This is a genomic window from Actinomadura luzonensis (genome assembly GCF_022664455.2).
Taxonomy (GTDB): domain Bacteria; phylum Actinomycetota; class Actinomycetes; order Streptosporangiales; family Streptosporangiaceae; genus Nonomuraea; species Nonomuraea luzonensis.
Window position 1 is genome coordinate 589,616 of record NZ_JAKRKC020000001.1, and the last position, 23,734, is coordinate 613,349.

At 73.2% G+C, this 23,734-nt stretch carries 22 protein-coding genes and 1 riboswitch; of the genes, 13 read left to right on the forward strand and 9 right to left on the reverse strand.

What is annotated here, in order from left to right; genetic code table 11:
* Window positions 1-118 precede the first annotated feature (118 nt).
* The gene (locus MF672_RS02825; protein WP_242379177.1) at window positions 119-2,089 is read left to right on the forward strand and encodes a M3 family metallopeptidase; all 1,971 of its coding nucleotides are present in this window, start codon (window positions 119-121) and stop codon (window positions 2,087-2,089) included.
* Window positions 2,090-2,210: 121 nt separating this feature from the next.
* Here MF672_RS02825 and gltX read toward each other — a convergent pair whose 3' ends face one another.
* On the reverse strand, window positions 2,211-3,542 hold the full coding sequence (gene gltX / locus MF672_RS02830; RefSeq protein ID WP_242379247.1) for a glutamate--tRNA ligase: 1,332 nt from the start codon (window positions 3,540-3,542) through the stop codon (window positions 2,211-2,213).
* Window positions 3,543-3,576: 34 nt separating this feature from the next.
* Complete coding sequence (locus MF672_RS02835; protein ID WP_242379174.1) at window positions 3,577-4,353, reverse strand: fumarylacetoacetate hydrolase family protein; 777 nt, start codon at window positions 4,351-4,353, stop codon at window positions 3,577-3,579.
* Window positions 4,354-4,518: 165 nt separating this feature from the next.
* On the opposite strand from MF672_RS02835, the gene MF672_RS02840 reads away from it, so the two are divergent.
* From MF672_RS02840 to MF672_RS02875, 8 genes are all read left to right on the forward strand, one after another.
* Window positions 4,519-5,028 carry an Asp23/Gls24 family envelope stress response protein gene (locus MF672_RS02840; RefSeq protein WP_242379246.1) on the forward strand — a complete coding sequence of 170 codons (510 nt, stop codon included), beginning with the start codon at window positions 4,519-4,521 and terminating at the stop codon, window positions 5,026-5,028.
* The gene (locus MF672_RS02845; RefSeq protein WP_242379173.1) at window positions 5,025-5,381 is read left to right on the forward strand and encodes a hypothetical protein; all 357 of its coding nucleotides are present in this window, start codon (window positions 5,025-5,027) and stop codon (window positions 5,379-5,381) included. The genes MF672_RS02840 and MF672_RS02845 overlap by 4 nt, the downstream gene beginning before the upstream one ends.
* On the forward strand, window positions 5,378-5,566 hold the full coding sequence (locus MF672_RS02850; RefSeq protein ID WP_242379170.1) for a DUF2273 domain-containing protein: 189 nt from the start codon (window positions 5,378-5,380) through the stop codon (window positions 5,564-5,566). Before MF672_RS02845 ends, MF672_RS02850 begins: the two co-directional genes overlap by 4 nt.
* A complete protein-coding gene (locus MF672_RS02855; RefSeq protein ID WP_242379167.1) occupies window positions 5,563-5,922 on the forward strand; it encodes an Asp23/Gls24 family envelope stress response protein in 360 nt (119 codons plus the stop codon). The genes MF672_RS02850 and MF672_RS02855 overlap by 4 nt, the downstream gene beginning before the upstream one ends.
* Window positions 5,919-6,644 carry a DUF6286 domain-containing protein gene (locus tag MF672_RS02860; protein WP_242379165.1) on the forward strand — a complete coding sequence of 242 codons (726 nt, stop codon included), beginning with the start codon at window positions 5,919-5,921 and terminating at the stop codon, window positions 6,642-6,644. Before MF672_RS02855 ends, MF672_RS02860 begins: the two co-directional genes overlap by 4 nt.
* Window positions 6,641-7,219 carry an alkaline shock response membrane anchor protein AmaP gene (locus MF672_RS02865; protein WP_242379163.1) on the forward strand — a complete coding sequence of 193 codons (579 nt, stop codon included), beginning with the start codon at window positions 6,641-6,643 and terminating at the stop codon, window positions 7,217-7,219. Before MF672_RS02860 ends, MF672_RS02865 begins: the two co-directional genes overlap by 4 nt.
* Window positions 7,220-7,243: 24 nt before the next feature.
* Complete coding sequence (locus MF672_RS02870; protein ID WP_242379161.1) at window positions 7,244-7,627, forward strand: antibiotic biosynthesis monooxygenase family protein; 384 nt, start codon at window positions 7,244-7,246, stop codon at window positions 7,625-7,627.
* Window positions 7,628-7,734: 107 nt separating this feature from the next.
* Window positions 7,735-8,904: an alkene reductase gene (locus tag MF672_RS02875; RefSeq protein WP_242379159.1), complete on the forward strand. Its 1,170-nt coding sequence runs from the start codon at window positions 7,735-7,737 to the stop codon at window positions 8,902-8,904.
* On the opposite strand, the gene MF672_RS02880 is transcribed toward MF672_RS02875, so the two are convergent.
* Both MF672_RS02880 and MF672_RS02885 read right to left on the reverse strand, forming a co-directional pair.
* Window positions 8,838-12,404, reverse strand: a complete 3,567-nt coding sequence (locus MF672_RS02880; RefSeq protein WP_247815150.1) for an AfsR/SARP family transcriptional regulator — start codon at window positions 12,402-12,404, stop codon at window positions 8,838-8,840. The two genes, MF672_RS02875 and MF672_RS02880, sit on opposite strands and share 67 nt — an antisense overlap.
* A gap of 4 nt (window positions 12,405-12,408) precedes the next feature.
* Window positions 12,409-13,005: an HD domain-containing protein gene (locus MF672_RS02885; protein ID WP_242373427.1), complete on the reverse strand. Its 597-nt coding sequence runs from the start codon at window positions 13,003-13,005 to the stop codon at window positions 12,409-12,411.
* Between the two features lie 141 nt (window positions 13,006-13,146).
* On the opposite strand from MF672_RS02885, the gene MF672_RS02890 reads away from it, so the two are divergent.
* Together MF672_RS02890 and MF672_RS02895 are read left to right on the forward strand one after the other, a co-directional pair.
* Window positions 13,147-14,784 carry a heparinase II/III family protein gene (locus MF672_RS02890; RefSeq protein WP_242373428.1) on the forward strand — a complete coding sequence of 546 codons (1,638 nt, stop codon included), beginning with the start codon at window positions 13,147-13,149 and terminating at the stop codon, window positions 14,782-14,784.
* Window positions 14,785-14,875: 91 nt separating this feature from the next.
* Window positions 14,876-15,163: a hypothetical protein gene (locus MF672_RS02895; protein WP_242373429.1), complete on the forward strand. Its 288-nt coding sequence runs from the start codon at window positions 14,876-14,878 to the stop codon at window positions 15,161-15,163.
* Window positions 15,164-15,172: 9 nt separating this feature from the next.
* Here MF672_RS02895 and cimA read toward each other — a convergent pair whose 3' ends face one another.
* Window positions 15,173-16,747 (reverse strand): citramalate synthase, encoded by a 1,575-nt coding sequence (gene cimA, locus MF672_RS02900; protein WP_242373430.1) that lies wholly within the window; start codon window positions 16,745-16,747, stop codon window positions 15,173-15,175.
* A gap of 199 nt (window positions 16,748-16,946) precedes the next feature.
* On the reverse strand, window positions 16,947-17,591 hold the full coding sequence (locus tag MF672_RS02905) for a DsbA family protein (protein WP_242373431.1): 645 nt from the start codon (window positions 17,589-17,591) through the stop codon (window positions 16,947-16,949).
* A gap of 58 nt (window positions 17,592-17,649) precedes the next feature.
* Between MF672_RS02905 and MF672_RS02910 the strand changes: the two genes are divergently transcribed.
* Window positions 17,650-18,294: an O-methyltransferase gene (locus tag MF672_RS02910; RefSeq protein WP_242373432.1), complete on the forward strand. Its 645-nt coding sequence runs from the start codon at window positions 17,650-17,652 to the stop codon at window positions 18,292-18,294.
* 22 nt (window positions 18,295-18,316) lie between these two features.
* Here the strand turns inward: MF672_RS02910 and MF672_RS02915 are convergent, their stop codons facing one another.
* Window positions 18,317-19,414 carry a branched-chain amino acid aminotransferase gene (locus MF672_RS02915; RefSeq protein ID WP_242373433.1) on the reverse strand — a complete coding sequence of 366 codons (1,098 nt, stop codon included), beginning with the start codon at window positions 19,412-19,414 and terminating at the stop codon, window positions 18,317-18,319.
* Window positions 19,415-19,654: 240 nt separating this feature from the next.
* Window positions 19,655-20,701 carry a 3-isopropylmalate dehydrogenase gene (locus MF672_RS02920; protein ID WP_242373434.1) on the reverse strand — a complete coding sequence of 349 codons (1,047 nt, stop codon included), beginning with the start codon at window positions 20,699-20,701 and terminating at the stop codon, window positions 19,655-19,657.
* A gap of 111 nt (window positions 20,702-20,812) precedes the next feature.
* Window positions 20,813-20,956, forward strand: a riboswitch (cyclic di-AMP (ydaO/yuaA leader).
* A 24-nt stretch (window positions 20,957-20,980) separates the two neighbouring features.
* On the opposite strand from MF672_RS02920, the gene MF672_RS02925 reads away from it, so the two are divergent.
* Window positions 20,981-21,556, forward strand: coding sequence for a C40 family peptidase (locus MF672_RS02925; protein ID WP_242373435.1), 576 nt, complete (start codon window positions 20,981-20,983; stop codon window positions 21,554-21,556).
* A gap of 504 nt (window positions 21,557-22,060) precedes the next feature.
* Here MF672_RS02925 and serA read toward each other — a convergent pair.
* Window positions 22,061-23,650 (reverse strand): phosphoglycerate dehydrogenase, encoded by a 1,590-nt coding sequence (gene serA / locus MF672_RS02930; RefSeq protein WP_242373436.1) that lies wholly within the window; start codon window positions 23,648-23,650, stop codon window positions 22,061-22,063.
* Window positions 23,651-23,734 lie beyond the last annotated feature (84 nt).

A 23,734-nucleotide genomic window follows, 5' to 3' on the forward strand; every position in this document is an offset into this window, starting at 1 on the left:
AGCCCAGCTCCGGGGGTAAGACCAAAACGATTGCCGGCGGGGGCTCCCGCCGCACGCGACGGGAGCCCGGCCGTGCCAAGCTGTGGGGGACAAAACACCACGTGGAGGAGCCCGAGCTTTGGCAGAGAATCCCTTCTTCGCCCCCAGCGAGCTGCCGTACGAGCTGCCGCCCTTCGCCGAGATCCGCGAGGAGCACTACCTGCCCGCCTTCCGGCGCGGCATGGCGGAGCAGCTGGCGGAGGTCGAGGCGATCGCCGGCAGCGCCGAGCCGCCGACCTTCGGCAACACGATCGCCGCGCTCGAACGGTCGGGACGGATCCTCGACCGCACGGCCACGGTCTTCTTCAGCATGGCCTCCTCCAACTCCAGCGACGGCATCATGGAGATCGAGAAGGAGATCTCGCCGGAGCTGACCCGGCACAACGACGCGATCCGGCTGAACCGGGCGCTCTGGGCGCGCGTCAAGCAGGTCGCCACCGACGACCCGGAGGAGTCCTGGCTGCTGGAGAAGTACCGCGAGGACTTCGTCAGGGCCGGCGCCGACCTGTCGGAGCCCGAGCAGGCCCGGCTGCGCGAGCTGAACGAGGAGCTGTCGCGGCTGTCCACCGACTTCGCGCAGGCGCTGCTCAAGGCGGCCACCGAGGCCGCGCTGGTGGTGTCGGACCCGGCCGAGCTGGACGGCTTCGACCAGGCCAGGATCGACTCCCTGCGCCGCGAGGACGGCACGTACGCGCTGCCGCTGCTCAACTTCACCGCCCAGCCCGCCCTGGCCCAGCTCACGAACCGGGACGTGCGCCGCAGGCTGTACGAGCTGAGCGTCGGCCGCGCGCCGGGCAACTTCGCGATCGCGGCCAGGATGGCGGCGCTGCGCGCCGAGCGGGCGGCGCTGCTCGGCTTCCCCGACCACGCCTCCTACGTGGTGGCCGACCAGACGGCCAAGACCGTCGAGGCGGTCGAGGCGATGCTCGGCCAGCTCGTCGGCCCGGCCGTGCGCAACGCCGGGCGGGAGGCCGAGGAGCTGTCGGAGCAGGCCGGGTTCGCGATCGAGCCGTGGGACTGGCCGTACTACTCCGAGCAGGTGCGCAAGGCCCGCTACGACTTCGACGCCGCCGCGATGCGGCCGTACTTCGAGCTGAACCGCGTCTACCGCGACGGCATCTTCTTCGCGGCCGGCAAGCTGTACGGCATCACCTTCGCCGAATGGCCCGACCTGGCCGGCTACCACCCCGACGTGACCGTGTTCGAGGTGTTCGAGGAGGACGGCGGCCCGCTCGGGCTGTTCGTGCTCGACCCGTACGCCCGCCCGAACAAGCGCGGCGGGGCGTGGATGAACAACCTGGTCGACCAGTCGTTGCTGTTCGGGCTGCGGCCGGTGGTGATGAACAACCTCAACGTCACCAAGCCCGCCTCGGGGCCGACGCTGCTGACGTACGACGAGGTGAACACGGCCTTCCACGAGTTCGGGCACGCGCTGCACGGCCTGTTCTCGAAGGTGCGCTTCCCGCGCGTGTCCGGCACCAGCGTGCCGCGCGACTTCGTCGAGTACCCGTCGCAGGTCAACGAGATGTGGGTGACCTGGCCCGAGGTGCTGGCCAACTACGCCAGGCACCACGAGACGGGCGAGCCCATGCCGGCCGCGCTGGTGGAGAAGCTGACCGCGGCCGAGACGTTCAACCAGGGCTTCAAGACCGTCGAGTACCTCGCCGCGACGCTGCTCGACTGGGCCTGGCACCGGCTCGCGCCGGGCGCGGAGGTCGCGGACGCCGCGGCGTTCGAGGCGGCGGCCCTGGAGCGGGCCGGGATCGCGGTGCCGCAGGTGCGGCCGCGCTACCGCACGAACTACTTCGCGCACATCTTCGCGGGCGGCTACAGCGCCGGCTACTACTCCTACATCTGGAGCGAGGTGCTGGACGCCGAGAGCGTGGAGTGGTTCAAGGAGAACGGCGGGCTGACCCGCAAGAACGGCGACCACTTCCGCCGCGAGCTGCTGTCGCGGGGCGGCAGCCTCGACCCGCTGACCGCCTTCCGCAACTTCCGGGGGCGTGAGCCGCGCATCGACCCGCTGCTGCAGCGGCGCGGCCTGGACTGACCGGCCGCCGGGCGGCCCCTGCTCTCACGGGGGCCGCCCGGCCGCGGCGGGTCAGGCTGGGCGAATCAGGCCCGGCGGGTCAGGCGGGGCGGGTCAGGCGGGGCGGGTCAGGCGGGGCGGGTCAGGCGCCGAGGCGGGTCAGGGCGGCGCGGAGGCGGTCCTGGGTGCGCTCGCGGCCCAGCACCTCGATCGACTCGAACAGCGGCAGGCCGACCGTGCGGCCGGTGACCGCCACCCGCACCGGGGCCTGGGCCTTGCCCAGCTTGAGCCCGTGGGCCGCGCCGACCTCCTCCAGCGCCTCCTTGAGCGACTCGGGGTCCCAGTTGAGGACGTCCAGCCGCTCCAGGTAGCCGGAGATGATCTCCACCGGGGAGTTCTTCATCGCCTTGTCCCAGGACGCCTCGTCGAACACCGGCTCGTCGAGGAAGAGGAAGTCGACGTTCTGCCGGATCTCCGACAGCACGCCGATGCGGGTCTGGGCGAGCGGCGCGACCTTGCTGAACAGCTCGCGGTCCCAGGACGGCTCCAGGTAGGGCGAGCAGCGCTCCTCGAAGGTCTCCAGCGGCAGCGCCCGGATGTACTCGCCGTTGAAGGCGCGCAGCTTCTTCTCGTCGAAGAAGGCGCTGGAGGAGTTGACGTCCTCCAGCCGGAACAGCGGCGCCATCTCCGACCACGGCATGATCTCGCGGTCCTCGCCGGGGCCCCAGCCGAGCAGCATGAGGTAGTTGACCATGGCCTCGGCGAGGTAGCCCTCGGCACGGTAGTCCTCCAGCGCCACCTTGTCGCGGCGCTTGGACAGCTTTTTGCGCTGCTCGTTGACGATCACCGGCAGGTGCGCCCACACCGGCGGGTTGGCGCCGAGCGCGGGCCAGAGCAGCATCTGCTTGGCGGCGTTGCCCAGGTGCTCCTCGCCGCGGACGACGTGGGTGATGTTCTGGGTGATGTCGTCGACCGCGTTGGCCAGCACGTAGAGCGGCGAGCCGTCGGTGCGGGCGATGACGAAGTCCTCCTGGGCCTCGTTGGGGAACTCGACGTCGCCCCTGATGAGGTCGGGCACGACCGTCACGCCCTCGTCGGGGGTGCGGAAGCGGACCGCGCCCTCGGTGAGGCCGCGCTTGCGGCAGTGGCCGTCGTAGCCGCGGTGCTCGGAGCCGGTGCGGGCGACCAGCGCCTCGCGGGTGCAGTCGCAGTAGTAGGCGCGGCCGTCGGCCAGCAGCTTGGCCACGGCCTCGCGGTGCTGCGGCTCGTACGCGGACTGGAAGTAGGGGCCCTCGAAGGCCGGGTTGGTGCCGTTGATGCCGATCCAGTCGAGCGCCGAGATGATGCCCTCGGTCCACTCGGGACGGTTGCGCGAGGCGTCGGTGTCCTCGACGCGCAGCACGAAACGGCCGCCGGACTGCTCGGCCAGCGCCCAGTTGTACAGCGCCGTGCGGGCGCCGCCGACGTGGAACATGCCGGTGGGGGACGGGGCGAACCTGACGCGGACGTCAGTCACGGGAGACCACCTTGTTCGTGAGTGTGCCGATGCCTTCGATGCCGACGCTGACCTCGTCGCCGACCTGGAGCGGGCCGACGCCGGCCGGGGTGCCGGTGAGGATGACGTCGCCGGGGATGAGCGTCATGACCGCGCTGACGTAGGCGACGAGCGCGGGGATGTCGTGGATGAGCTGGTTGGTGCGGCCGCTCTGGCGCACCTCGCCGTTGACCGTGGTGGTCAGGGCGAGGTCGCTCGGGTCGAGGTCGGTCTGGATCCACGGCCCGAGCGGGCAGAAGGTGTCGAACCCCTTGGCCCGGGTGAACTGCACGTCCTTCTTCTGCAGGTCGCGCGCGGTCACGTCGTTGGCGCAGGTGTAGCCGAAGACGACGTCCTTGACCCGCTCGACCGGGACCTCGCGGCACAGCCGGCCGATCACCACGGCCAGCTCGCCCTCGTAGTCGACGCGGTCGGACAGGGACGTGGGGTAGGCGATGTCCTCGCCGTGGCCGATCACCGAGGTGGACGGCTTGATGAAGATCAGCGGCTCCTCGGGCACCTCGTTGCCCATCTCCCTGGCGTGCTCGGCGTAGTTCCTGCCGATGGCGACGACCTTGCTCGGCAGCATGGGGGCCAGCAGCTTCACCTGGGTGAGCGGGTGGCGCTCGCCGGTGAACTGGACCTGGTTGAACGGGTGGCCGGCGATCGTGGAGACGAACTCCTCGCCTGGGCCGCCCTCGACCACGCCGAACGACACGCCTTCGCCTGTGGAGAACCTCGCTATACGCACCCGTCAAGGCTATCGCCGCCGCCGGAGGGGTCCGGTCACCCGGCCCGGGCGGGTCATGCACCGGCAATGAATGTGCCCGAAGTCCGTTTTGTCATGCATTAGGCGCATAGCACCGGAAATCCACATCAAGACGTATGTACGGGGGTGGTTGAAGTGTCGGACACGATGTCCACGCACGCCGCGGGGACCGGGCAGGCGACGGTGCCGCGCGCCCGCACGGAGAGCGGCGGCGCCTCGGGGAGCTCGCTCGTCACCGACAAGGGCACCACGAGCATCGACGACGGGGTCGTCGCGAAGATCGCCGGCCTGGCCGCGCGCGAGGTCTCCGGCGTGCACGCCATGGGCGGCGGCACGGCGCGGGCCCTCGGCAGCGTCCGCGGGCTCGTCGGCGGGGAGCGGAGCGTCGCGCAGGGCGTCTCGGTCGAGGTCGGCGAGCGGCAGGCCGCCGTGGACCTGGACCTGGTCGCCGAGTACGGGACCGCGATCCCGGACCTCGCGGCGGCCGTGCGCAAGAACGTGATCGGGGCCGTCGAGCGGATGTGCGGGCTGGAGGTCACCGAGGTCAACATCCGGGTGGACGACGTCCACCTGCCCGACCAGGACGGCGACCGGGACCGCGACCGCAACCGGGACTCATCGGACGGGGCCGGCGAACCCGAGCCCAGGGTCCGATGACGACCGGGACGACCCGGGCGGCCGGCGAGGGGGCCGGCGAGGGGGCCGGGGCGGCGCGGGCCGCTGACGGCCGTGGCGAGGCGTGGCTCATCGCCGAGCGGGTGCGGGCCTGCGCCGGGGTCGCCGGGCTGTCCGGCGGGCCGTTCGGGACGGTGGCCACGTACCTGCCGGGAGAGCGGCTGACCGGCGTCTCCGCGGACGCCGGCACGGTGGAGATCGCCCTGGTGGCGCGCGCCGGCCGACCGCTGCCCGAGACCGCCGACGAGGTGCGGCGGGCCGTGGCCGACCTGGCCGGCGACCGCCCGGTCAACGTCCGCATCGACGACATCACCGACCTGGTGGAGGGATCATGAACAACGTGCACTGGATGCCGGTGATCGGCATGGCCGCGGGGATCGTGCTCGGGCTGGCGGGGGCCTTCGGGGGGCTGGGGGCGTTCCTGCTGGTGCTGGTGCTCGGGGCGGTCGGGTTCGTGGTGGGGCGGCTGGCCGAGACCGGCGAGGTCAACCTGTCCGGGCTGTCGGTGAGGCGCAAGTGACAGCCGCTCCCGGGCCCGCCCCCGCGCTGTCGCCCGTGGCGGCGGAGCGGCGCGGGCGGACCGAGGTCGCGGACCGGGTGGTCGTCAAGATCGCCTGCTGCGCCGCCGAGGAGGTGCCGGACGTGCGGGCCGTCCACGTCAAGGGGATGCCGTGGGAGCACGCCTCCGAGGCGCAGGTCCGCGGCGACCGGGCCACGGTCCGGATGAACGTCGCCGTCGCCTATCCGGCGCCGCTGCACGCCGTCGCCGCCAGGCTGCGGGAGCACGTGACCCGCAGGGTGGCGTACCAGACGGGGCTGACCGTGGACCGGCTGGACATCAAGGTGACGGACCTGGAGAGCGAGGGCCGGCCATGACCACCTCCGGACAGGACCCGAACGGCCCGACGGCGCGCGGGGCCACGACCTCGGGCAGCGCGCCGGCGGCCGGGCCGGATCCGACGTTGCCCAGCGGTCTGGACCCCGCCCTCGGCACGGCCTCCGCCGTCCCCGGACGTGGCCGCTCGCGTGGCCACGTCCAGGACCGGCGGGCGGAGCGGGCGGCGGTGCGGGCCTTCCGGCCGCGGCGGCGCGTCCCCGCCGTCCTCGTCGCCACCGTCCTCACCCTGCTCGGCCTGCTCGTCGCGGCCGAGACGATCTCCGCGCTGGTGGGACGGCCGCTGCGGCTGGTCCCCTACGACCGGATGCTCGCCGGGGCCTCGGCCACGCCGTGGGCGAACCCGTGGGTCCTGCTGGGCTCGGCGCTCGCCCTGCTGCTGGGGCTGGCCCTGCTGGCCGCCGCGCTCGTGCCGGGCCGGCCGCGCCTGCTGCCGGTCCGCACCGGCGACCCCGACCTGGTCATGGGCCTGCGCCGCAAGAGCGTCACCCATGCCCTGGCGCACGCCGCCGAGCAGGTGCCGGGCGTGCACGAGGCCCGCGCGCGGATCAGGGGCCGCACGGTCGCGGTGACGCCGGTCACGTCCGGCTGGGACGGCGAGCGGTTCCGCGAGGGCGTCCGCGAGGCGGTGCTGACCCGGCTGGCGGAGCTGGACCTGGTGGAGCCGTACCGGGTGGCCGTCGAGGTGAAGGAGCGCAGATGAGCAGGCGGACCGGCCGGGTCAACCGGTGGGCGCTGGCGCTGACCGGCCTGGTGCTGGCCGCGCTGGGCGGGACGGCGCTGGCGCGGGGGCTGGGCGCGTTCGGGCAGGATCCGCGCGCCCCGATCGTGAGCGGCGAGGTCCGGGCGTTCTTCGCCCGTGCGGGCTCGGGCATCTGGTGGGCGGTGGCGCTGGCGTCGATCGTCCTGGTCCTGCTGGCGCTGCGCTGGCTGTTCGCCCAGGGACGCGGCGAGGTCCCGGGCGTGCTGCGGCTGGACGACGGCCCGGACGGCGTGACCGAGGTGTCGGCGGGCGGCGTGGCGCAGGCGGTGGCGGCCGACGTCGAGGCGAGCCCGGCGGTGCTGAGCGCGCACGCCGGGCTGGTGCGCTCGCGCGGCGGCCCCGAGGTGCGGCTCACCGTGGTCGCCGACGAGGCCGCGCCGATGAGCGAGGTGGCCGGGCACCTGTCCGGGGTGGCCCTGCCGCACATGCGCGACGCGCTGGACCGGGATCAGGTCCCGGCGGTGGCCCGCGTTAGCCTGGAGCCCTCACCTGCGCCGCATCGGGTGGTGCACTAGAGGCGCTGACGAGAGGGGTTCCCGTTGTCCGTCGTGAAGATCAACGTGCTGACCGTGCCCGCCGAGATGCGGGAGGAGCTCGAACGGCGCTTCTCCGGCCGGGCCGGGATGGTGGAGTCGGCCGACGGGTTCGAGTGGTTCGAGCTGCTGCGGCCGGTGGACGGGACCGAGCGGTACCTGGTCTACACGCGCTGGCGCAGCGAAGAGGACTTCCAGAAGTGGCAGCAGAGCCAGGAGTTCGCGCGCGGCCACGCGCGGGCCGCCGCCGACGCCCAGCGCGCCCAGGGGCAGGGGCAGGGGCACGGTCAGGGCCACGGGCAGGGTCAGGGCCACGGGCACGGGCCCGCCGCGTCCGGGTCCGAGGTGTGGACGTTCGAGGTCGCCGAGAGCGCCGCCCCCAAGGCGTAGCGGCGGGCTTCGGGCCGCGCGTCAGCGGACCGTCAGCGCGTCCGAAGGGTCCGCGAGCAGAGTCGTCCCCGTAAGCGCTTCCCGCTCACGCGACAGGGGACGGACAGATGACGACATATGCGGACCGCGGCTTCTTCGACCGGGCGCAGGCCGGCGCCCTGGAGCTGCCCAACCGGCTGGTGATGGCCCCCATGACCCGCAACCGGGCGGCCGAGGACGGCACCCCCGAGCCGATCATGGCGACGTACTACGCCCAGCGCGCGTCGGCGGGCCTGATCATCGCCGAGGCCACCACGCCGAACGCCGTCGGGCGCACGTACCCGAACATTCCCGCCCTGCACGAGCCCGCGCACGTGGCCGGGTGGCGGCGGGTCACCGGCGCGGTGGCGGCGGCGGGCGGCCGGATGTTCGTGCAGCTCCAGCACGGCGGCCGGGTCGGGCACCCGGACAACAGCGGGCTGACGCCGCTCGCGCCCTCGGCGGTCCCGCTGCCCGGCACGATCTACACGCCCGGCGGGCACCGGCCGGCGGTCGTCCCGCGGGCGATGACCGCCGGCGAGATCGACGCCACGGTGGCCGACTTCGCCGCCGCCGCCAGGAACGCGATCGAGGCCGGGTTCGCCGGGGTCGAGGTGCACGCCGCCAACGGCTACCTGCTGCACCAGTTCCTGGCCGGGAACACCAACCGCCGCACCGATGCCTACGGCGGCTCGGTGGCCGGGCGCATCCGCTTCCCCGTGGAGGTGGTGCGCGCGGTGGCGGAGGCCATCGGGCCCGAGCGGGTGGGGGTGCGCCTCGCGCCGGGCGTCACCGTCAACGGCATCGCCGAGGACGACACCGACGCGCTGTACCCGGCGCTGGTGGCGGCGCTGCGGCCGATCGGGCCCGCGTACCTGCACGTCGTCTTCGCCGACCCCGGGCAGGAGCTCTTCCACCGCATCCGCGCGGACTGGCCGGGGACGCTCATCGCCAACCCCGCCCTGCCCTGGCCGTCCCCGTTCCCGGCGGACGGCGGGCGAGCGGCGGGCGAGCGCCTGCTGGCCGCGGGCGCCGACCTGGTCGCCCTGGGCCGCGCCTTCCTCGCCAACCCCGACCTGGTCGAACGGTTCCGGACCGGCGCGCCGCTGAACCCGATCAGGGACACCGGCTGGATGTACGCGGGCGGCCCCGACGGCTACACCGACTACCCCACCCTCCACCCGTCCTCACCTCAGCCCTCGTCGCAGCCTTCTGCGCAGGCCGAGGGGCGGCTCGTGCCCGCGGCGGCGGCCTGCTGAGCGGCGACCCGGGCCGTCTCCCCGGGCGTCAGGGCCGCGCCCTGCCGGAACGCCTCAGCGAAGGCGGCCGCCCCGAGCACCTCCGTCGCGGACGCCGTCACGCGGTCCACGTCGCCGCGCTCGGCGGGCGGCAGCGGGGCCGACACGCCGCGGCGGGCCGCGTCCGCCGCGCCGAGCAGCAGGGCGGCGCGCCGCGCCCCCTCCACGTCACCGGCGAGGGCCGCCGCCCCCGCCAGGCCCTCCAGGGACAGCGCCATCGCCCGCGGCTCCCCCAGCTTCGCCGCCAGCTCCCGGCCGAGCCCGTGGTGGGCCGCCGCGAGAGCGGCCTCGCCGCGCAGCTCGGCGACGAAGCCCAGCTCGGCGTGGAGCAGGTGCCGGCCCGCCAGGGACGACACCCGGGCGGCGTGGATGCGCTGGAGCCGGGCCTCGGCCGCGTCGAGCTCCCCGGAGCGGCGGTCGCCGAGCGCGAGGCCCATCTCGGCGTGCACCTCGCCGTACAGGTGGCCCTGCCCGGCGGCCAGCCGCAGGGCCCGGCCGTGCAGCTCGCGCGCCCGGTCCCAGTCGCGTTCGAGCAGCGCCAGCCGTCCGAGGCCGGACAGGCGCGCCGACACCTCCGTCTCCAGCCCCAGCTCGGAGGCGATGCCCAGCCCCTCGCGCTGCGCCCGCGCCGCCTCGGCGTAGTCGCCCTGCACCTCGGCGAGCGCGGCCAGTGGGGGCACGGTCTGCAGCTCGCCCCAGCGGTCGCCCAGCTTGCGGAAGAGCGCGGCGCTCCGCAGCCCGTCCCGCTCGACGGCGGCGAGATCGCCGCCGAGCAGCGCGGTCATGGCGCGGAGCGCGAGCGCGGCGGCGACGCCCCACCGGTCGTCCGCGGCGGTGGCGAGGGCGAGGGCGCGCTCGCCGGTCCGTTCCGCCTCGCCGGGCTCACCCGCGTGGAACAGCCCGTACGCGTACAGCCACACGGCCCGCCCGCGCCGGACGGGATCGGCGATGGCGGCCTCCGGGCAGTCGCCGCCGCCGGACCGGTCCCCGGTGAGCAGCGCGAACGCGTTCCGCAGCACCCGGGCCTCGGCGGCGTCCCGCGCGGTCGCCGGCACCTCCTCAAGGGCCCGCCGTCCCTCGTGCAACCGGCCCCGCAGCAGCCACCACCAGGCGAGCGCGACCGCCAGCCGCGCCACCTCGTCCCCGTCCGCCGCGCCGCCGGCGGCCGCACCGGAGGCGGCGTCGGGAGTGCGGGCGGCGTGCAGGTTGGCGGCCTCGGCGTCCAGGCGGCGCAGCCACTCGCGCTGCGCCGGCCCCCTGAGCAGGGGCTCGGCCCGCTCGGCCAGCGCCAGGTAGTGGCGGCGGTGCCGGGCGCGCACGGCGGCCGGGTCCTCGGCCTCCGCCAGCCGCTCCAGCGCGTACGCCCGCACCGACTCCAGCAGCCGGTACCTGGGCCCCTCGGCCACGGCCACCAGGGACCGGTCGACCAGCCGGGTCAGCAGGTCGAGAACGTCGTCCCGGCCCACCTCGCCCCCGGCGCAGACCGCCTCGGCGGCGGCCAGGTCGCAGCCGTCGGCGTGCACCGCCAGCCGCCGCAGCACGGCCCGCTCCGGCGCGCCGAGCAGCTCCCAGCTCCAGTCGATCATCGCGCGCAACGTCCGCTGCCGGGCCGGGGCTCCCCTGCGGCCCTGGGTGAGCAGCCGGAACCGGTCGGTCAGCCGGGCGGCCAGCTCCCGCACCCCGAGGACGCGGACCCTGGCCGCCGCCAGTTCGAGCGCGAGCGGGAGGCCGTCCAGGCGGCGGCAGATCTCCGTCACGGCCTCGCGGGTGGCCTCGTCCAGGACGAACCCCGGGGCGGAGGCGGTGGCGCGCTCGGCGAACAACGCCACCGCGTCGTCGTCCCGCAGCGGCTCGACCAGGTACACCGTCTCGCCGGGCAGGGCCAGCGGCTCCTGGCTGGTGACGAGGACGCGCAGGCCGGGGGCGGCGCGCAGGAGCAGGCCGGTCAGCTCGGCGGCCGGTTCGACGACGTGCTCGCAGTTGTCCAGGACGAGCAGCGCCCGCCGCCCCCGCAGGGCCGCCGCGAGCCGGGCCGCCGCGTCGTCCCCGGGCGCGGGGTGGGCGTCGTCGCGCAGGCCGAGGGCGGCGGCCACGAGCCGGGCCAGGCCGGCGACGTCGCCCGCGCGGTCGCCGGCCAGCTCCACCAGCCACACGCCGTCCAGGCCGGCCCCGGCCCCGGCCCCGGACAGGCGGGCGGCGCACTCCAGTGCCAGGCGGGTCTTGCCGACGCCGCCGGTGCCGGCGAGCGTGACCAGGCGGCTGGTCCCGAGCAGCCGGACGACCTCCGCCGCGGCCTCGTCCCTGCCGATCAGCGGGGTGAGCGCGGCGGCCAGCCCTCCGGCCCCGCGCACGTCGGGGGCGGGGGCCGTGACGGACGCCCCGAGGAAGGAGTCCCGCGCCTCCGCCAACGCCCCCAGCGTGGGCTGCCGGCCTGCCCCGTTGGGCGAAGGTCCTTGAGCGGGCGCGGTGGGCCCAGGCCCTTGAGCTGGGGCTGGGGCTGGGAGGCCGTCCGCCCGGGTCGGCCCGGCGAGCGAGGGCGCCTCAGCAGGCCCGGCGAGCGAGGGCCCCCAGGCGGGCCCGGTGGACGCGGGCGGCTGAGCGGCCCCGGTGGGGGCGGGCGGGTGGGCGGCGGTGGTCAGAGCGGGTGGTGGGGTGGGGGGCGTGACGGGGAGGGGCGGGGTGGTGAGGGTGGGGTCGTGGCGGAGGACGGACCCGTGGAGGGCGGTCAGTTCCGGGCCGGGGTCGATGCCCAGCTCCTCGGCCAGCAGCTCCCGCAGCTCCCGGTACGACTCCAGCGCCTCGCTCTGCCGCCCGGCCGCGTACAGCGCGCGCATCTGGACGGCGCGCAGCCGTTCCCGCAGCGGGTGCCGGCTGACCAGGCCGGCGAGCTCCCCGGCCAGCGAGGCGTGGTCCCCGGCCGCCAGCCGGGCCTCGGCCCGTTCCTCCAGGACGGTCAGCCGCTGCTCCTCCAGCCGCCGCACGGCGGCCCGGGCGAACTCCTCGTCGGCGAAGTCCGCGTACGCGGGCCCGCGCCACAGCCCCAGCGCCTCCGTCAGCAACGCGACCCGCTCCCGCGGGTCCCCGGCCCGCCGCGCCTGGGCGGCCAGCCGCTCGAAGTCGGCGGCGTCCACGCTGTCGAAGTCCACGCTGTCGAAGGAGCCGCGCACGGGGCCGGCGGAGCCGGCGAGGTCGAGGCGCAGGCGGTAGCCGGCGGGCTGGCGCACCACGCGGTCCCGGCCGAGCGCGCGCCGGAGCTGCGAGACCTTGGCCTGCAGGGCGTTGGCGGGGTTGCCGGGCAGGGCGTCGCCCCACAGGTCGTCCACCAGCCGGTCGGCGGGCACCGGCCGGCCCTCGTGCGTCAGCAGGTCGGCCAGCAGCGCCCGGACCTTGGCCTCGGGCACCCTGATCTCCCGCCCGTCGCCGTCCCACACCGTGACGGGACCGAGCACGCCGAACCGCATCGGGTCAGGCGTCCAGCGGGTTGCGCGAGATCCGGTCCGCGGCTCCGGCCCGCACGAACCGCGCGGCGGCGCTGCCCGGCTTGCGCGCGCCCTGCTCGGACAGGCACACGGTGAACTCCTTGGGGAGGTCGAGCCGCGGGTAGCGCTCCAGCACCTCGCGGCGCACGCCGGCGGGCAGCTCGTCGACGCGCCGGCCGGAGATGTCCATGCCGGTGGACAGCTCCAGCAGGTGCCCCTCGGGGTCCTCCTCCAGCGGCACCTCGTCCCACATGTGCCGGACGATCACCTCGGCGGCGCGGTCGCGCCGCTCCGGAGACCAGCCGGCCCCGGCGCAGAAGGCCCAGGCGACGTGCCCGCCGGCCTCCTCGAACGGCACCGTGTGGCTGTCGAACTCGGCCGTCAGCCCGAGGTCGTGCAGCAGGGCGGCGACGTACAGCAGCTCCGCGTCGAAGTCGATGCCGTGGTCCTGCGCGTACGCGGCGGCCCACAGGTAGGCGCGGACGCAGTGGTTCAGCAGCGACGGCGAGTGGTAGCGGGCGGCCACCTCGAACGCGCCACGGCAGGCGGGCGTGTCGGGGATCACCAGATCGTCGAAAGTCACGTGTCCCAGCATGTCGCAGGATGTCCGGCCGCGCGCCCCCGGGGCGTCCGGCGGTTAACGAATCGGGCACTCGGCTTGACCGGATGATCGCGGGTCCGAAAGCATGTCCCACCTCCACTTTTCGTCCCGGAAGGAACTGGCGTGCGCCGGCTCGCGATACCCCTTGCCCTCGTGCTGGCGCTCGGCGGCGGCCTGACGACTCCGGCGCGGGCGGACAAGGTGACGCGCACCGCCGCCTGCCAGGGCGACTGGCTGCCCGGCACCCCGACCGCCGACGACGTGATGCGCGGCGAGATCTCCCTGGTCGGGCTGCCGGCGGTCAAGCTCGGCGAGAAGATCGACTGGGGCGCGAGCCCGTACAGGAACCGCTCGTGGGAGTTCGTCTTCCAGTCGCTGCGCTGGATGGGCGCGCTGGTGGTCGAGTACGAGAACACCGGCGAGCAGCGTTACCTGGACCGCGCCACGCAGATCGCCAAGGACTGGGTGACGCACAACAAGTACGGCGCCTCCGGCACGAAGTCCTACGTCTGGCAGGACCACCCGGTCTCGCTGCGCACCCAGCCGCTGCTGTGCCTGAGCGAGCACGTCAAGGACTCCTGGCTGAAGGACAGCCTGGCCGTGCACGCGAAGCTCCTGTCGAACCCGGCCCTGTACAAGAAGGGCCACAACCACGGCATCGACCAGGACATCGCGCTGATGGGCATCGGCTGCCGCTACGGCCGCAAGGACTGGGCGGACCTGGCGGCCAGGCGCCTGACCGGCACGGTCAAGCTGGACGTGGACGCCCAGGGCGCGCTGATGGAGCAGGCCCCCCGCTACGCCGTCTACGTCTACGGCCGCCTTCAGGTCGCGATGACGAACATGAAGTCCTGCGACCGCAGGGTCCCCGGCGAGATCGCCGCCCGCGCGGAGGCGCTGAAGGACTTCATCGCGCACGCCACCATGCCGAACGGCTTCATGACCCCGATCGGCGACGGCAGCGCCGAGACCGAGCCGAAGATGGAGACCGGCACGCCGAAGCAGAAGGTCAAGGTCTACCGGGCGGGCTACGTGTTCGGCCGCACCGCCTGGGGCAAGCCCGACTCGGCGTACTACTCGATCAGGTTCGGCCCCGGCATGAAGTTCCACGGCCACGAGGACCACCTGGGCGTCACCTACTACGCGCAGGGTCACGACGTGCTGGTGGACGCGGGCTTCCACTCCTACGAGAAGAGCGCCTACCGCTACTGGACGCTCTCGCCGGAGGCGCACAACGTGCCGACGGTGGCCGGGGCGCGGTTCCGGCCGCGCACCGCCTCGAAGCTGGTGAAGTCCTCGCTCGGCGCGGACCGGCAGGCGTTCCGGCTCACCGACCGCGCCTACGGCGTGAGCCGCACCCGCTCGGTGCTGGTGAACCACGGCGAGCAGGACCTCATGGCGGTGCTGGACACCGCCTCGGGCGGCCGGAAGGTGCAGAACGTGTGGCGCTTCGCCCCGTCGCTGAAGCCGGTCTCCACCGGCGGCGGCCGGGTGGTGCTCGGCGACGGCAAGTTCCGGGTCACGCTGGTGCAGTTCACGCCGTCGTGCGAGCGGGTCGGCGGGCAGAAGGTGGAGCGCGGCGGCAGGCTCGGCTGGGTGTCGCCGGTCTACCTGTCGAAGGAGGCGGCCACGGTGGTGGTGTCGCCGGCGGCGAAGGCGCTGCTCACGGTGATCGTGCCGGGCGGGGACGAGGCGAAGGTGTCCTGCTCGGGCGGCAAGGTCACGGTCGAGGGGGCCTCGTTCGCCACCGGCCTGCTGTGAGGCCTGTTGTGAGGCCTGTTGTGAGGAATGCACGCCCGCCGGTGACGGGCGCCTCTGGGCGGGACGCGGCGGCCTTCCTAGCGTTGGGTGCGTGAAACGTCTCGCGTTCTCCCTCGCGGCCGTCCTGCCGTCCGTGCTGACGATCGTGCTGCTGGCGGCGCCGCCCGCGCGTGCGGACGGCGCCCACCGCTGCTTCTTCGGTGACCTGACCGCCCAGGACGCCGACGGCTACGACTTCGCCGCCAACGGCTGCGACGGCACCGGCTACGGCGACGTGGTGGTCACCGTGCTCGGCGGCACCGCCGCGGGCGTGCACCGCTGCCGCTACGTCTTCCCCTGGAACGGCACGCTCGGCGCGTACGGCTGCGCCCCCGCGTGACGGGGCCGCTCAGCAGTCGCGGCCGGCGCGCAGCAGCCCGTAGGTGACCGCCTGCTCCAGCGCCTGCCAGGAGGCGTCGATGATGTTCTCGGCGACGCCGACGGTGGCCCACTCGCCCGTGTCGTCGCTGGAGGTGATGAGCACGCGGGTGACGGCGTCGGTGCCGTGGGTGTCCTCCAGGATGCGCACCTTGAAGTCGACCAGCTCCAGCCGGGCCAGCTCGGGGTAGAGCTGCTCCAGCGCCAGCCGGACGGCCTTGTCGAGGGCGTTGACGGGGCCGTTGCCCTCGCCGGTGGCCACGATGCGCTCGCCCTTGGCGTGCAGCTTGACCGTGGCCTCGCTGACCAGCTCGCCGCCCTTGGTGCGCTCGACGATGACCCGCCAGGACTCCACCTCGAAGTGGCGCTTGCGGGAGCCGTGCACGGTGTCGCGCAGCAGCAGCTCGAAGGAGGCGTCGGCGGCCTCGAAGGTGAAGCCGCGCGACTCCAGGTCCTTGACCCGCTCGACCAGCGACTTGGTGTGCTCGGGGGTCAGCTCGTAGCCGAGCTCGCGGCCCTTGAGCTCGACCGAGGCGCGCCCGGCCATGTCGGAGACCAGCATGCGCATGTCGTTGCCCACGGCGGCGGGGTCGATGTGCTGGTAGAGGTTGGGGTCGACCTTGATGGCGCTGGCGTGCAGGCCGGCCTTGTGCGCGAAGGCGGACATGCCGACGTACGGCGCGTGCGAGTTGGGCGTGACGTTGGTGACCTCGGTGATGGCGTGGGCGACGCGCGTCATGTCGGCCAGCGCGGCCGGCGGCACGAGGTCGTAGCCCCGCTTGAGCTGCAGGTTGGCGACGACGGTGAAGAGGTTGGCGTTGCCGGAGCGCTCGCCGTAGCCGTTGGCGCAGCCCTGCACGTGGGTGGCGCCGGCGCGGACGGCGGCGAGGGTGTTGGCGACCGCGCAGCCGGTGTCGTCGTGGCAGTGGATGCCGACCCGGGCGCCGGCCTGCACGGCCTCGTGGACGATGTCGGCCAGCTCGTCGGGCAGCATGCCGCCGTTGGTGTCGCACAGGGCGATGACGTCGGCCCCGGCCTCGGCGGCGGTGCGCAGGACCTCCAGCGCGTACGCCGGGTTCGACTTGTAGCCGTCGAAGAAGTGCTCGGCGTCGAGGAAGACCCGCTGCCCCTCCGCGCGCAGGTGGGAGACCGTGTCGCGGATCATCGCGAGGTTCTCCTCAAGGGTGGTGCGGAGAGCCAGCTCCACGTGCCGGTCGTGACTCTTGGCGACAAGGGTCACGACCGGCGCGCCGGATTCGCGCAGTGCGGCGACCAAGGGGTCGTCGGCCGCCTTCACCCCGGCCCGGCGGGTCGCGCCGAACGCGGCGAGCTGCGCGTGCTTCAGGTCGAGCTCTGTTCGAGCCCGCCGGAAGAATTCGGTGTCCTTCGGATTGGCTCCGGGCCAGCCGCCCTCGATGAAGCCGACGCCGAGACCGTCCAGGTGACGCGCGACGGCGAGCTTGTCGGCGACGGTCAGGTTGAGACCTTCCTGCTGCGCGCCGTCACGCAGGGTCGTGTCGTAGACGTGGAACCGGTCGTCGGCCATGAGCCTCTTCCTTCTAGGAGATGTCCCGGAAAACAAAAAGACCCCTCACGGACGTGAGAGGTCTGCGCGCTGGCGGTGTCCCTGTGTCAGCCAGCGCGCCTGCCGATAATGAGCAGACCGTAGAACATGGTGCCGTCCAGTCTGCCACACCGATCCACCATCCGGCACACCGGTCTCAGGACGTGGACAGCATAGGCCGTCACACAGTCACCCCGCCGTTCCCGGCGATCAGCTTCTCCAGCGCGGCCGGGTCGAACGCCTCGTCGCCCAGCACCCGCCCGTCGAGCAGCAGCGTCGGCGTGCCCTCCAGCCGGGTCTTGGCGCTCTCGGCCAGGTGCGCCTCGGCGTACGACTGCCCGCGCACGCACGCGTCCACCTGCGCGCCCGCCTTCCTGGCCGCCTTGACCAGCTCCTCGACGGTGAAGCCCGAGGCGACGCCGTGCGGGGCGGGCTGGATGGCGTACAGCTCGTCGCGGAAGGCGAGCCAGCTCTCCTCCGGGACGCAGCGCGCGGCCGCGGCGGCGCGGATCGAGTTCGAGCGCATCGGCTCGTCGCGGAAGATGGTGACGGCGTGGAAGACGACCTTGACCTTGCCCTCGCGGGCCAGCCGCTGGATGGTCGGGTCGGTCCGGGTGTGCATCTCCTTGCAGACCGGGCAGTCAAAATCTTCGTAAACGTCCAGCACGGGGGCGTCGCCGCCCCGGTCCGCCAGCACCATCGACCCGTCCACCTGCCGGGTCAGGCGCACCCCCTCGGAGCTCGCGCCCGGCTCGGAAAAGGCCAGCACGCCGAGGACGGCGATCGCCACGCACGCGACCGCGACCGCCACCAACCGCTTCATCATCCGCCCACTCTCACCTCGTCGATCGCGCAGACCCTATCGGACCCGAAAGAATGTCCGTATGAAGGCCGACCTCCTGAGCCCCGCCGTGGCCCGCTACGTCCACGACCACTCGACCAAGCCCGACCCGCTGCTGGAGCGGCTGGCGCGCGAGAGCGCCGAGTTCACCGGCGACAGCGCGGGCATGCAGATCAGCCCCGACCAGGGCACGTTCCTCACGATGATCACCCAGATCATGGCCCCGGACGTCGCGGTGGAGGTGGGCACGTTCACCGGCTACTCGTCGATCTGCATCGCGCGGGGGCTGCGGGGCGGCCGGCTGCACTGCTTCGACGTCAGCGACAAGTGGACGTCGATGGCCCGCCGCTACTGGGCCGAGGCCGGCGTCGAGGACCGGGTGACGCTCACCCTCGGCCCGGCCCTGGACACCCTCGCCGCCTTCGACCAGACCATCGACCTGGCCTTCCTCGACGCCGACAAGGGCAACTACCCGGGCTACTACGAGCTGCTGATCTCCCGCATGCGCCCCGGCGGCCTGCTGATCGCCGACAACACGCTGCGCCGGGGGCACGTGGCCGACCCGTCGCACGACGAGCCGACCACCGTGGAGATCCGCCAGTTCAACGACCTGGTGATCGAGGACCCGCGGGTGAGCGTGCTGCTGCTGCCGGTGGCCGACGGCATGACGCTGATCACCAAGCACTGAGCGGGCGGCCGGGTCCGCGGGTTCAGGCGATCTTGTGGACCCAGCCGTGCGCGTCGGGGCGGGCGCCGTACTGGATGCCGACCAGCTCCTCGCGCACCCGCATCGTCACCGGGCCGGGCGTGCCGTCGGCGACCGTCCAGGCCCGGTTGGCGCCCTTGACGGAGCCGACCGGGGTCACCACGGCCGCCGTGCCGCAGGCGAAGACCTCGGTCAGCTCGCCCGACTCGCACGCCGACTGCCACTCCTCGACCGAGACGAGCCGCTCCTCGGTCTCCAGGCCGAGGCCGGCGGCCAGCTCGAGGATCGACTCGCGGGTGATGCCGGGCAGCAGGGTGCCGGTCAGCGCGGGGGTGACGAGCTTGTTGCCGAAGACGAAGAACAGGTTCATCCCGCCCATCTCCTCGACGTACTCGTGGGCCTGGGCGTCCAGCCACACCACCTGGTCGCAGCCGTTCTCGACGGCCTGGCGCTGGGCGACGAAGGCCGCGGCGTAGTTGCCGCCGCACTTGGCGAAGCCGGTGCCGCCGGGCGCGGCCCGGGTGTACTCGGTGGACAGCCACACCGAGACGGGCTTGATGCCGCCGGTGAAGTACGACGCCGCCGGCGAGGCGATGACCATGTACTTGTAGCTCTTGGACGGGTAGTTGACGCCCAGCCCCGCCTGCGTGGCGATCATGAAGGGGCGCAGGTAGAGGCTGTGCCCCTCGGTCGTGGGCACCCACTCCTCGTCGGTCCTGACGAGCAGTTCGAGCGACTCGACGAACGTCTCCTCGGGCAGCTCGGGCATCGCCATGCGGGCGGCCGAGCGGTTGAAGCGGGCCGCGTTGGCGTAGGGGCGGAACATCACGATCGAGCCGTTGATCTGCCGGTACGCCTTCAGCCCCTCGAACAGCTCCTGGGCGTAGTGGAAGACCGCGGTGGCCGGGTCGAGCGAGAGCGGCCCGTACGGCACGAGCCGGGCGTCGTGCCAGCCGCGGCCCTCGGTGTAGTCGACGGTGATCATGTGATCGGTGAAGGATTGCCCGAACCCGGGGTTCGCCAGTACCTGCTCCCGCTCGGCCGCGGTGCGAGCGTGGTCGGATAGCTGCACGTCGAAGCTGAGCTTCTGAGCGATGGTCATGACGACGGTCCTTTTCTCTGCGATTTCGCGAAAATCTACCGGAGCCCCGGAGCCTGCGGACGCCGCGGGCTCCGCGGTCCCGTGATGGTGCGGCAGCACTGCCCGGAGGCAGCTCGTACTTCCTATTGTCTCGCCATATGGGATGACAAGCGGCCAATGGGGTGGTTCGACCGTTTGGACAGCAAAAAGCGCCTGGCAGTCCAGTCCGGACCGCCAGGCGCGTACGGGAGCTAGGCGGCCCTAGCCGGATACTCGCGCGGTGATGTCGTCACCGATCTGGGACGTGCTGCGCCCCGCGCCGCCCGCCGCCCGCTCGGCGAGGTCGGCGGCGACCGCCTGCTCGACCTTGGCCGCCTCGGCGGCGAGGCCCAGGTGGTCGAGGAGCATGGCGACCGACAGGATGGTGGCGGTCGGGTCGGCCTTGCCCTGGCCCGCGATGTCGGGGGCGCTGCCGTGCACCGGCTCGAACATGCTGGGCGCGCTGCGCTCGGGGTTGACGTTGCCGCTGGCGGCCAGCCCGATGCCGCCCGCGATGGCCGCGCCGAGGTCGGTGATGATGTCGCCGAACAGGTTGTCGGTGACGACGACGTCGAAGCGCTCCGGCTGCGAGACGAAGAACATCGACGCCGCGTCGATGTGGCAGTAGTCGGTGGTGACCTCGGGGTACTCGGCGGCCACCCGGTCGACGGTGCGCTGCCACAGGTCGCCGGCGAAGGTGAGCACGTTGGTCTTGTGGACCAGCGTCAGCTTCTTGCGCGGGCGGCCCTGGGCCTTGTCGAAGGCGTAGCGGACGACGCGCTCGACGCCGTAGGCGGTGTTGAGCGACTCCTGGGTGGCGATCTCGTGCGGCGTGCCGCGCCGCATCGCGCCGCCGGTGCCGGCGTAGAGGCCCTCGGTGCCCTCGCGGACCACGATCATGTCGATGTCGTCGGGCCCGGCTCCGGCGAGCGGGGTCGAGACCCCGGGGAAGAGCTTGACCGGGCGCAGGTTGACGTAGTGGTCGAAGGCGAAGCGCAGGCGCAGCAGCAGGTCGCGCTCCAGGACGCCGGGCGGCACGCTGGGGTCGCCCACCGCGCCGAGCAGGATCGCGTCGTAGCCGCGCAGCTCCTCCATCACCGAGTCGGGCAGCGTCTCGCCGGTGCGGTGGTAGCGGGCCGCGCCCAGGTCGTAGTGCGTGGACTCGATCTTCGTGCCCACGGCCTCCAGGACCTTGAGCCCTTCGGTGACGACCTCGGCGCCGATGCCGTCGCCGGGGATGACGGCCAGGCGGATGTTACGCGACTCCATGCCGGTACCTTACCGGGTCGTCTCGCCTGCCGAACACCGCATCTCATTCATCGGACTATTTCCGTAAAGTCCGGTTTACGGGGTTTGCGGTCTTTTGACCGTTTCGTTAGAGTCCCTGACCTGCCTAATCCACGCGGCGGTTCGCGTGGAGCCGGGGACCCACTCTCCCCCCAGGGGCGAATCGGCACCGCGCCGTAGGGCTGCTTCCAGGCCCGAGCCCGTCAGCTAACCCGGTCGGCCGTATGGAAGGACAGTCCCCTGTTCCGCATCGCCATGTTCGTGGCGGCGGGCGCAGCCGGCCTCACCGTGCTCGCCTCCCCCGCCCAGGCATCCACCACCACCCCCGAGGACGCGCTCGACCAGGCCGCCCTCACCACCACTCTCACCGGCCCCGAGCTGAAGAGCATCCAGGACCGGCGCTACCGGCCCGCCTGGAAGGTCGCCCTCGACTTCGCCCTGGACAAACAGGGCGTCCCGTACCTGTGGGGCGGGACCGGCAGAGGCGGGTACGACTGCTCGGGGCTCATGCTCCGGGCCTACGAGAAGGCGGGGATCGACCTCCCCCGCACGGCCGCCGAGCAGTACGCGGCGTTCGGCCGGAAGATCGCCTGGAACGACCTCAGACCCGGCGACCTGGTCTTCTTCAGCGGCCTCGGCCACGTCGGGATGATCTCCCGGCCCGGTTACATGGTGCACGCGCCGCACAGCGGCGACGTCGTCAAGGAGGAGAAGCTGTCGAGCTGGCGCAGGGACGCCTTCGTCGGCGCCGTGCGTCCCGACGCCAAGGGCGTGCGGGAGTGGGCCGAGCGGCGCGCGGCGCCCGCCCCGGCCATGCCGGTGGCCTCGGTCCTCTGAACCGGATCTCCGCCGAACCGTCCGGGCGGCCTCGTACCCCTGGGGGGCCGCCCGGACCTCGGCTACCGGCCGGAGCTCTGCGGCGCGCCGCCGTTGTCGCGGCGGTCCAGCGCGGTCTGCAGGGCCTCGGCGGCCTCGTCCTCGTGCTCCTCGGCGCGGTTCCAGGCATACATCTCGTACATGGTTCTCATCTCGTTTCGCGGGCGCGTTCCTACGGGTGAGGTCGGACCCCGGTCGCGAATCCGAACGGGGGCCTGTCGTCGCGGGCCCGGGTCACGGGCCGGGACGATGGGACTTACCGGCCGACGCATGCCGCTCACCGCGGCGAGTCGTCGACCTGCCCTAACAGGCCTCGCCGCGGCAGGTAATGAGTACGAGCACCTGGCGCATGTGCCTTCCACGGTAACCGAGGAATCTCGTTGGATGTCCTAGTATCTTGCATGCTGAGACAACAAAAGGCCGCCGCCCGAGCCGGGCGGCGGCCTTGTCGCAGGCGGGAGGGGGTCAGTCCTCCAGGTCCACCGAGCGGCCGCTGTCGGCGCCGATCTCGGTGGCGATCTGCTCGATCACGTCGGCCGGGATCGCCGAGTCGACGGTCAGCGCGATGAGCGCGCTGCCGCCCTTGGTGTCGCGGGCCACCTGCATGGAGGCGATGTTGACGCCGTGCTCGCCGAGCAGGCGGCCGACCACGCCGACGATGCCGGGCCGGTCGGCGTAGGTGAAGAAGGCGAGGTGGGCCGTCGGCTCGATCTCCATCTCGTAGCCGTTGACCTCGACGATCTTGGTGATCTGGCGCGGGCCCGACAGCGTGCCCGACACCGAGACCTGGCGGCCGTCGGCCAGCACGCCGCGCACGGTGACGACGTTGCGCCAGTCGGGGCTCTCGGAGCTGGTGACCAGCTCGACGGCGACGCCGCGGTCCTTGGCCAGCAGCGGCGCGTTGACGTAGGTGACCTGCTCCTCGATCACGTCGGCGAAGACGCCCTTGAGCGCGGCCAGCTCGATGACCCGCACGTCCTGGGAGGCGATCTCGCCGCGCACCTCGACGTCGAGCTTGGTGGCGACCTCGCCGGCGAGGGCGGTGAACACCCGGCCCAGCTTCTCCGCCAGCGGCAGGCCCGGCTTGACGTCCTCGGCCACCGCGCCGCCCTGGACGTTGACCGCGTCGGGCACGAACTCGCCCGCGAGCGCCAGCTTCACGCTGCGCGCGACCTGGGTGCCGGCCTTCTCCTGGGCCTCGTGCGTGGAGGCGCCGAGGTGGGGGGTGACGACGACCTGGTCCAGCTCGAACAGCGGGCTGTCGGTGCAGGGCTCCTTGGCGAACACGTCGAGGCCCGCCCCGGCGACCCGGCCCTCCTTGAGGGCCGAGTAGAGCGCGGCCTCGTCCACGATGCCGCCGCGGGCCACGTTGACGATGCGCACGCTCGGCTTGACCTTGTGCAGCGCCTCGTCGCCGATGAGGCCGAGGGTCTCCTTGGTCTTCGGCAGGTGCACGGTGATGAAGTCGGCCTGCTTGAAGACCTCGTCGAGGCTCACCAGCTTGACGCCGAGCTGCGCGGCGCGGGCCGGCGGCAGGTAGGGGTCGTAGGCGATGATCTCGACGCCGAACGGCGCGAGCCGCTGCGCCACGAGCTGGCCGATCTTGCCGAAGCCGAGGATGCCGACGACCTTCTCGTCCAGCTCGACGCCGGTGTACTTGGACCGCTTCCACTCCCCGTTCTTCAGCGCGGCGTGGGCCTGGGCGGTGTTGCGCGCGCTGGCCAGGATGAGGGCGATGGTCTGCTCGGCGGCGCTGGTGATGTTGGAGGTCGGCGCGTTGACGACCATGACCCCGGCCTTCGTGGCGGCCTCGACGTCGACGTTGTCCAGGCCGACGCCCGCGCGGGCGACCACCCGGAGCCTCGGCGCCGCGGCGATGGCCTCGGCGTCGACCTGGGTGGCGGAGCGCACGATGAGCGCGTCCACGTCGGCGAGGGCGGGCAGCAGCTGGGCACGGTCGGCGCCGTCGGTGTGGCGGACCTCGAAATCCGCGCCGAGCACGGCGAGGCCGGCCTCGGACAGCTCTTCTGCGACCAGTACGACGGGCTTGTTCACGGGTGGATCCTTAGGGGCTTCCGGCGGGTCTTCGAGGGGGACACGTCCACGGATCCCCCGGCGGTCCCACCGAGTCTAACCGGC

Excerpts from the sequence above, each read along its gene's own strand:
- MF672_RS02850 (WP_242379170.1), top strand. The coding sequence starts at position 5,378 with ATGAACAACGTGCACTGGATGCCGGTGATCGGCATGGCCGCGGGGATC.
- MF672_RS02865 (WP_242379163.1), top strand. The coding sequence starts at position 6,641 with ATGAGCAGGCGGACCGGCCGGGTCAACCGGTGGGCGCTGGCGCTGACC.
- MF672_RS02920 (WP_242373434.1), bottom strand. The coding sequence starts at position 20,701 with ATGGAGTCGCGTAACATCCGCCTGGCCGTCATCCCCGGCGACGGCATC.
- MF672_RS02915 (WP_242373433.1), bottom strand. The coding sequence starts at position 19,414 with ATGACCATCGCTCAGAAGCTCAGCTTCGACGTGCAGCTATCCGACCAC.
- MF672_RS02845 (WP_242379173.1), top strand. The coding sequence starts at position 5,025 with ATGACGACCGGGACGACCCGGGCGGCCGGCGAGGGGGCCGGCGAGGGG.
- MF672_RS02910 (WP_242373432.1), top strand. The coding sequence starts at position 17,650 with ATGAAGGCCGACCTCCTGAGCCCCGCCGTGGCCCGCTACGTCCACGAC.
- MF672_RS02905 (WP_242373431.1), bottom strand. The coding sequence starts at position 17,591 with ATGATGAAGCGGTTGGTGGCGGTCGCGGTCGCGTGCGTGGCGATCGCC.
- gltX (WP_242379247.1), bottom strand. The coding sequence starts at position 3,542 with ATGTTCCACGTCGGCGGCGCCCGCACGGCGCTGTACAACTGGGCGCTG.
- MF672_RS02880 (WP_247815150.1), bottom strand. The coding sequence starts at position 12,404 with ATGCGGTTCGGCGTGCTCGGTCCCGTCACGGTGTGGGACGGCGACGGG.
- MF672_RS02875 (WP_242379159.1), top strand. The coding sequence starts at position 7,735 with ATGACGACATATGCGGACCGCGGCTTCTTCGACCGGGCGCAGGCCGGC.
- cimA (WP_242373430.1), bottom strand. The coding sequence starts at position 16,747 with ATGGCCGACGACCGGTTCCACGTCTACGACACGACCCTGCGTGACGGC.
- MF672_RS02860 (WP_242379165.1), top strand. The coding sequence starts at position 5,919 with ATGACCACCTCCGGACAGGACCCGAACGGCCCGACGGCGCGCGGGGCC.
- MF672_RS02840 (WP_242379246.1), top strand. The coding sequence starts at position 4,519 with ATGTCCACGCACGCCGCGGGGACCGGGCAGGCGACGGTGCCGCGCGCC.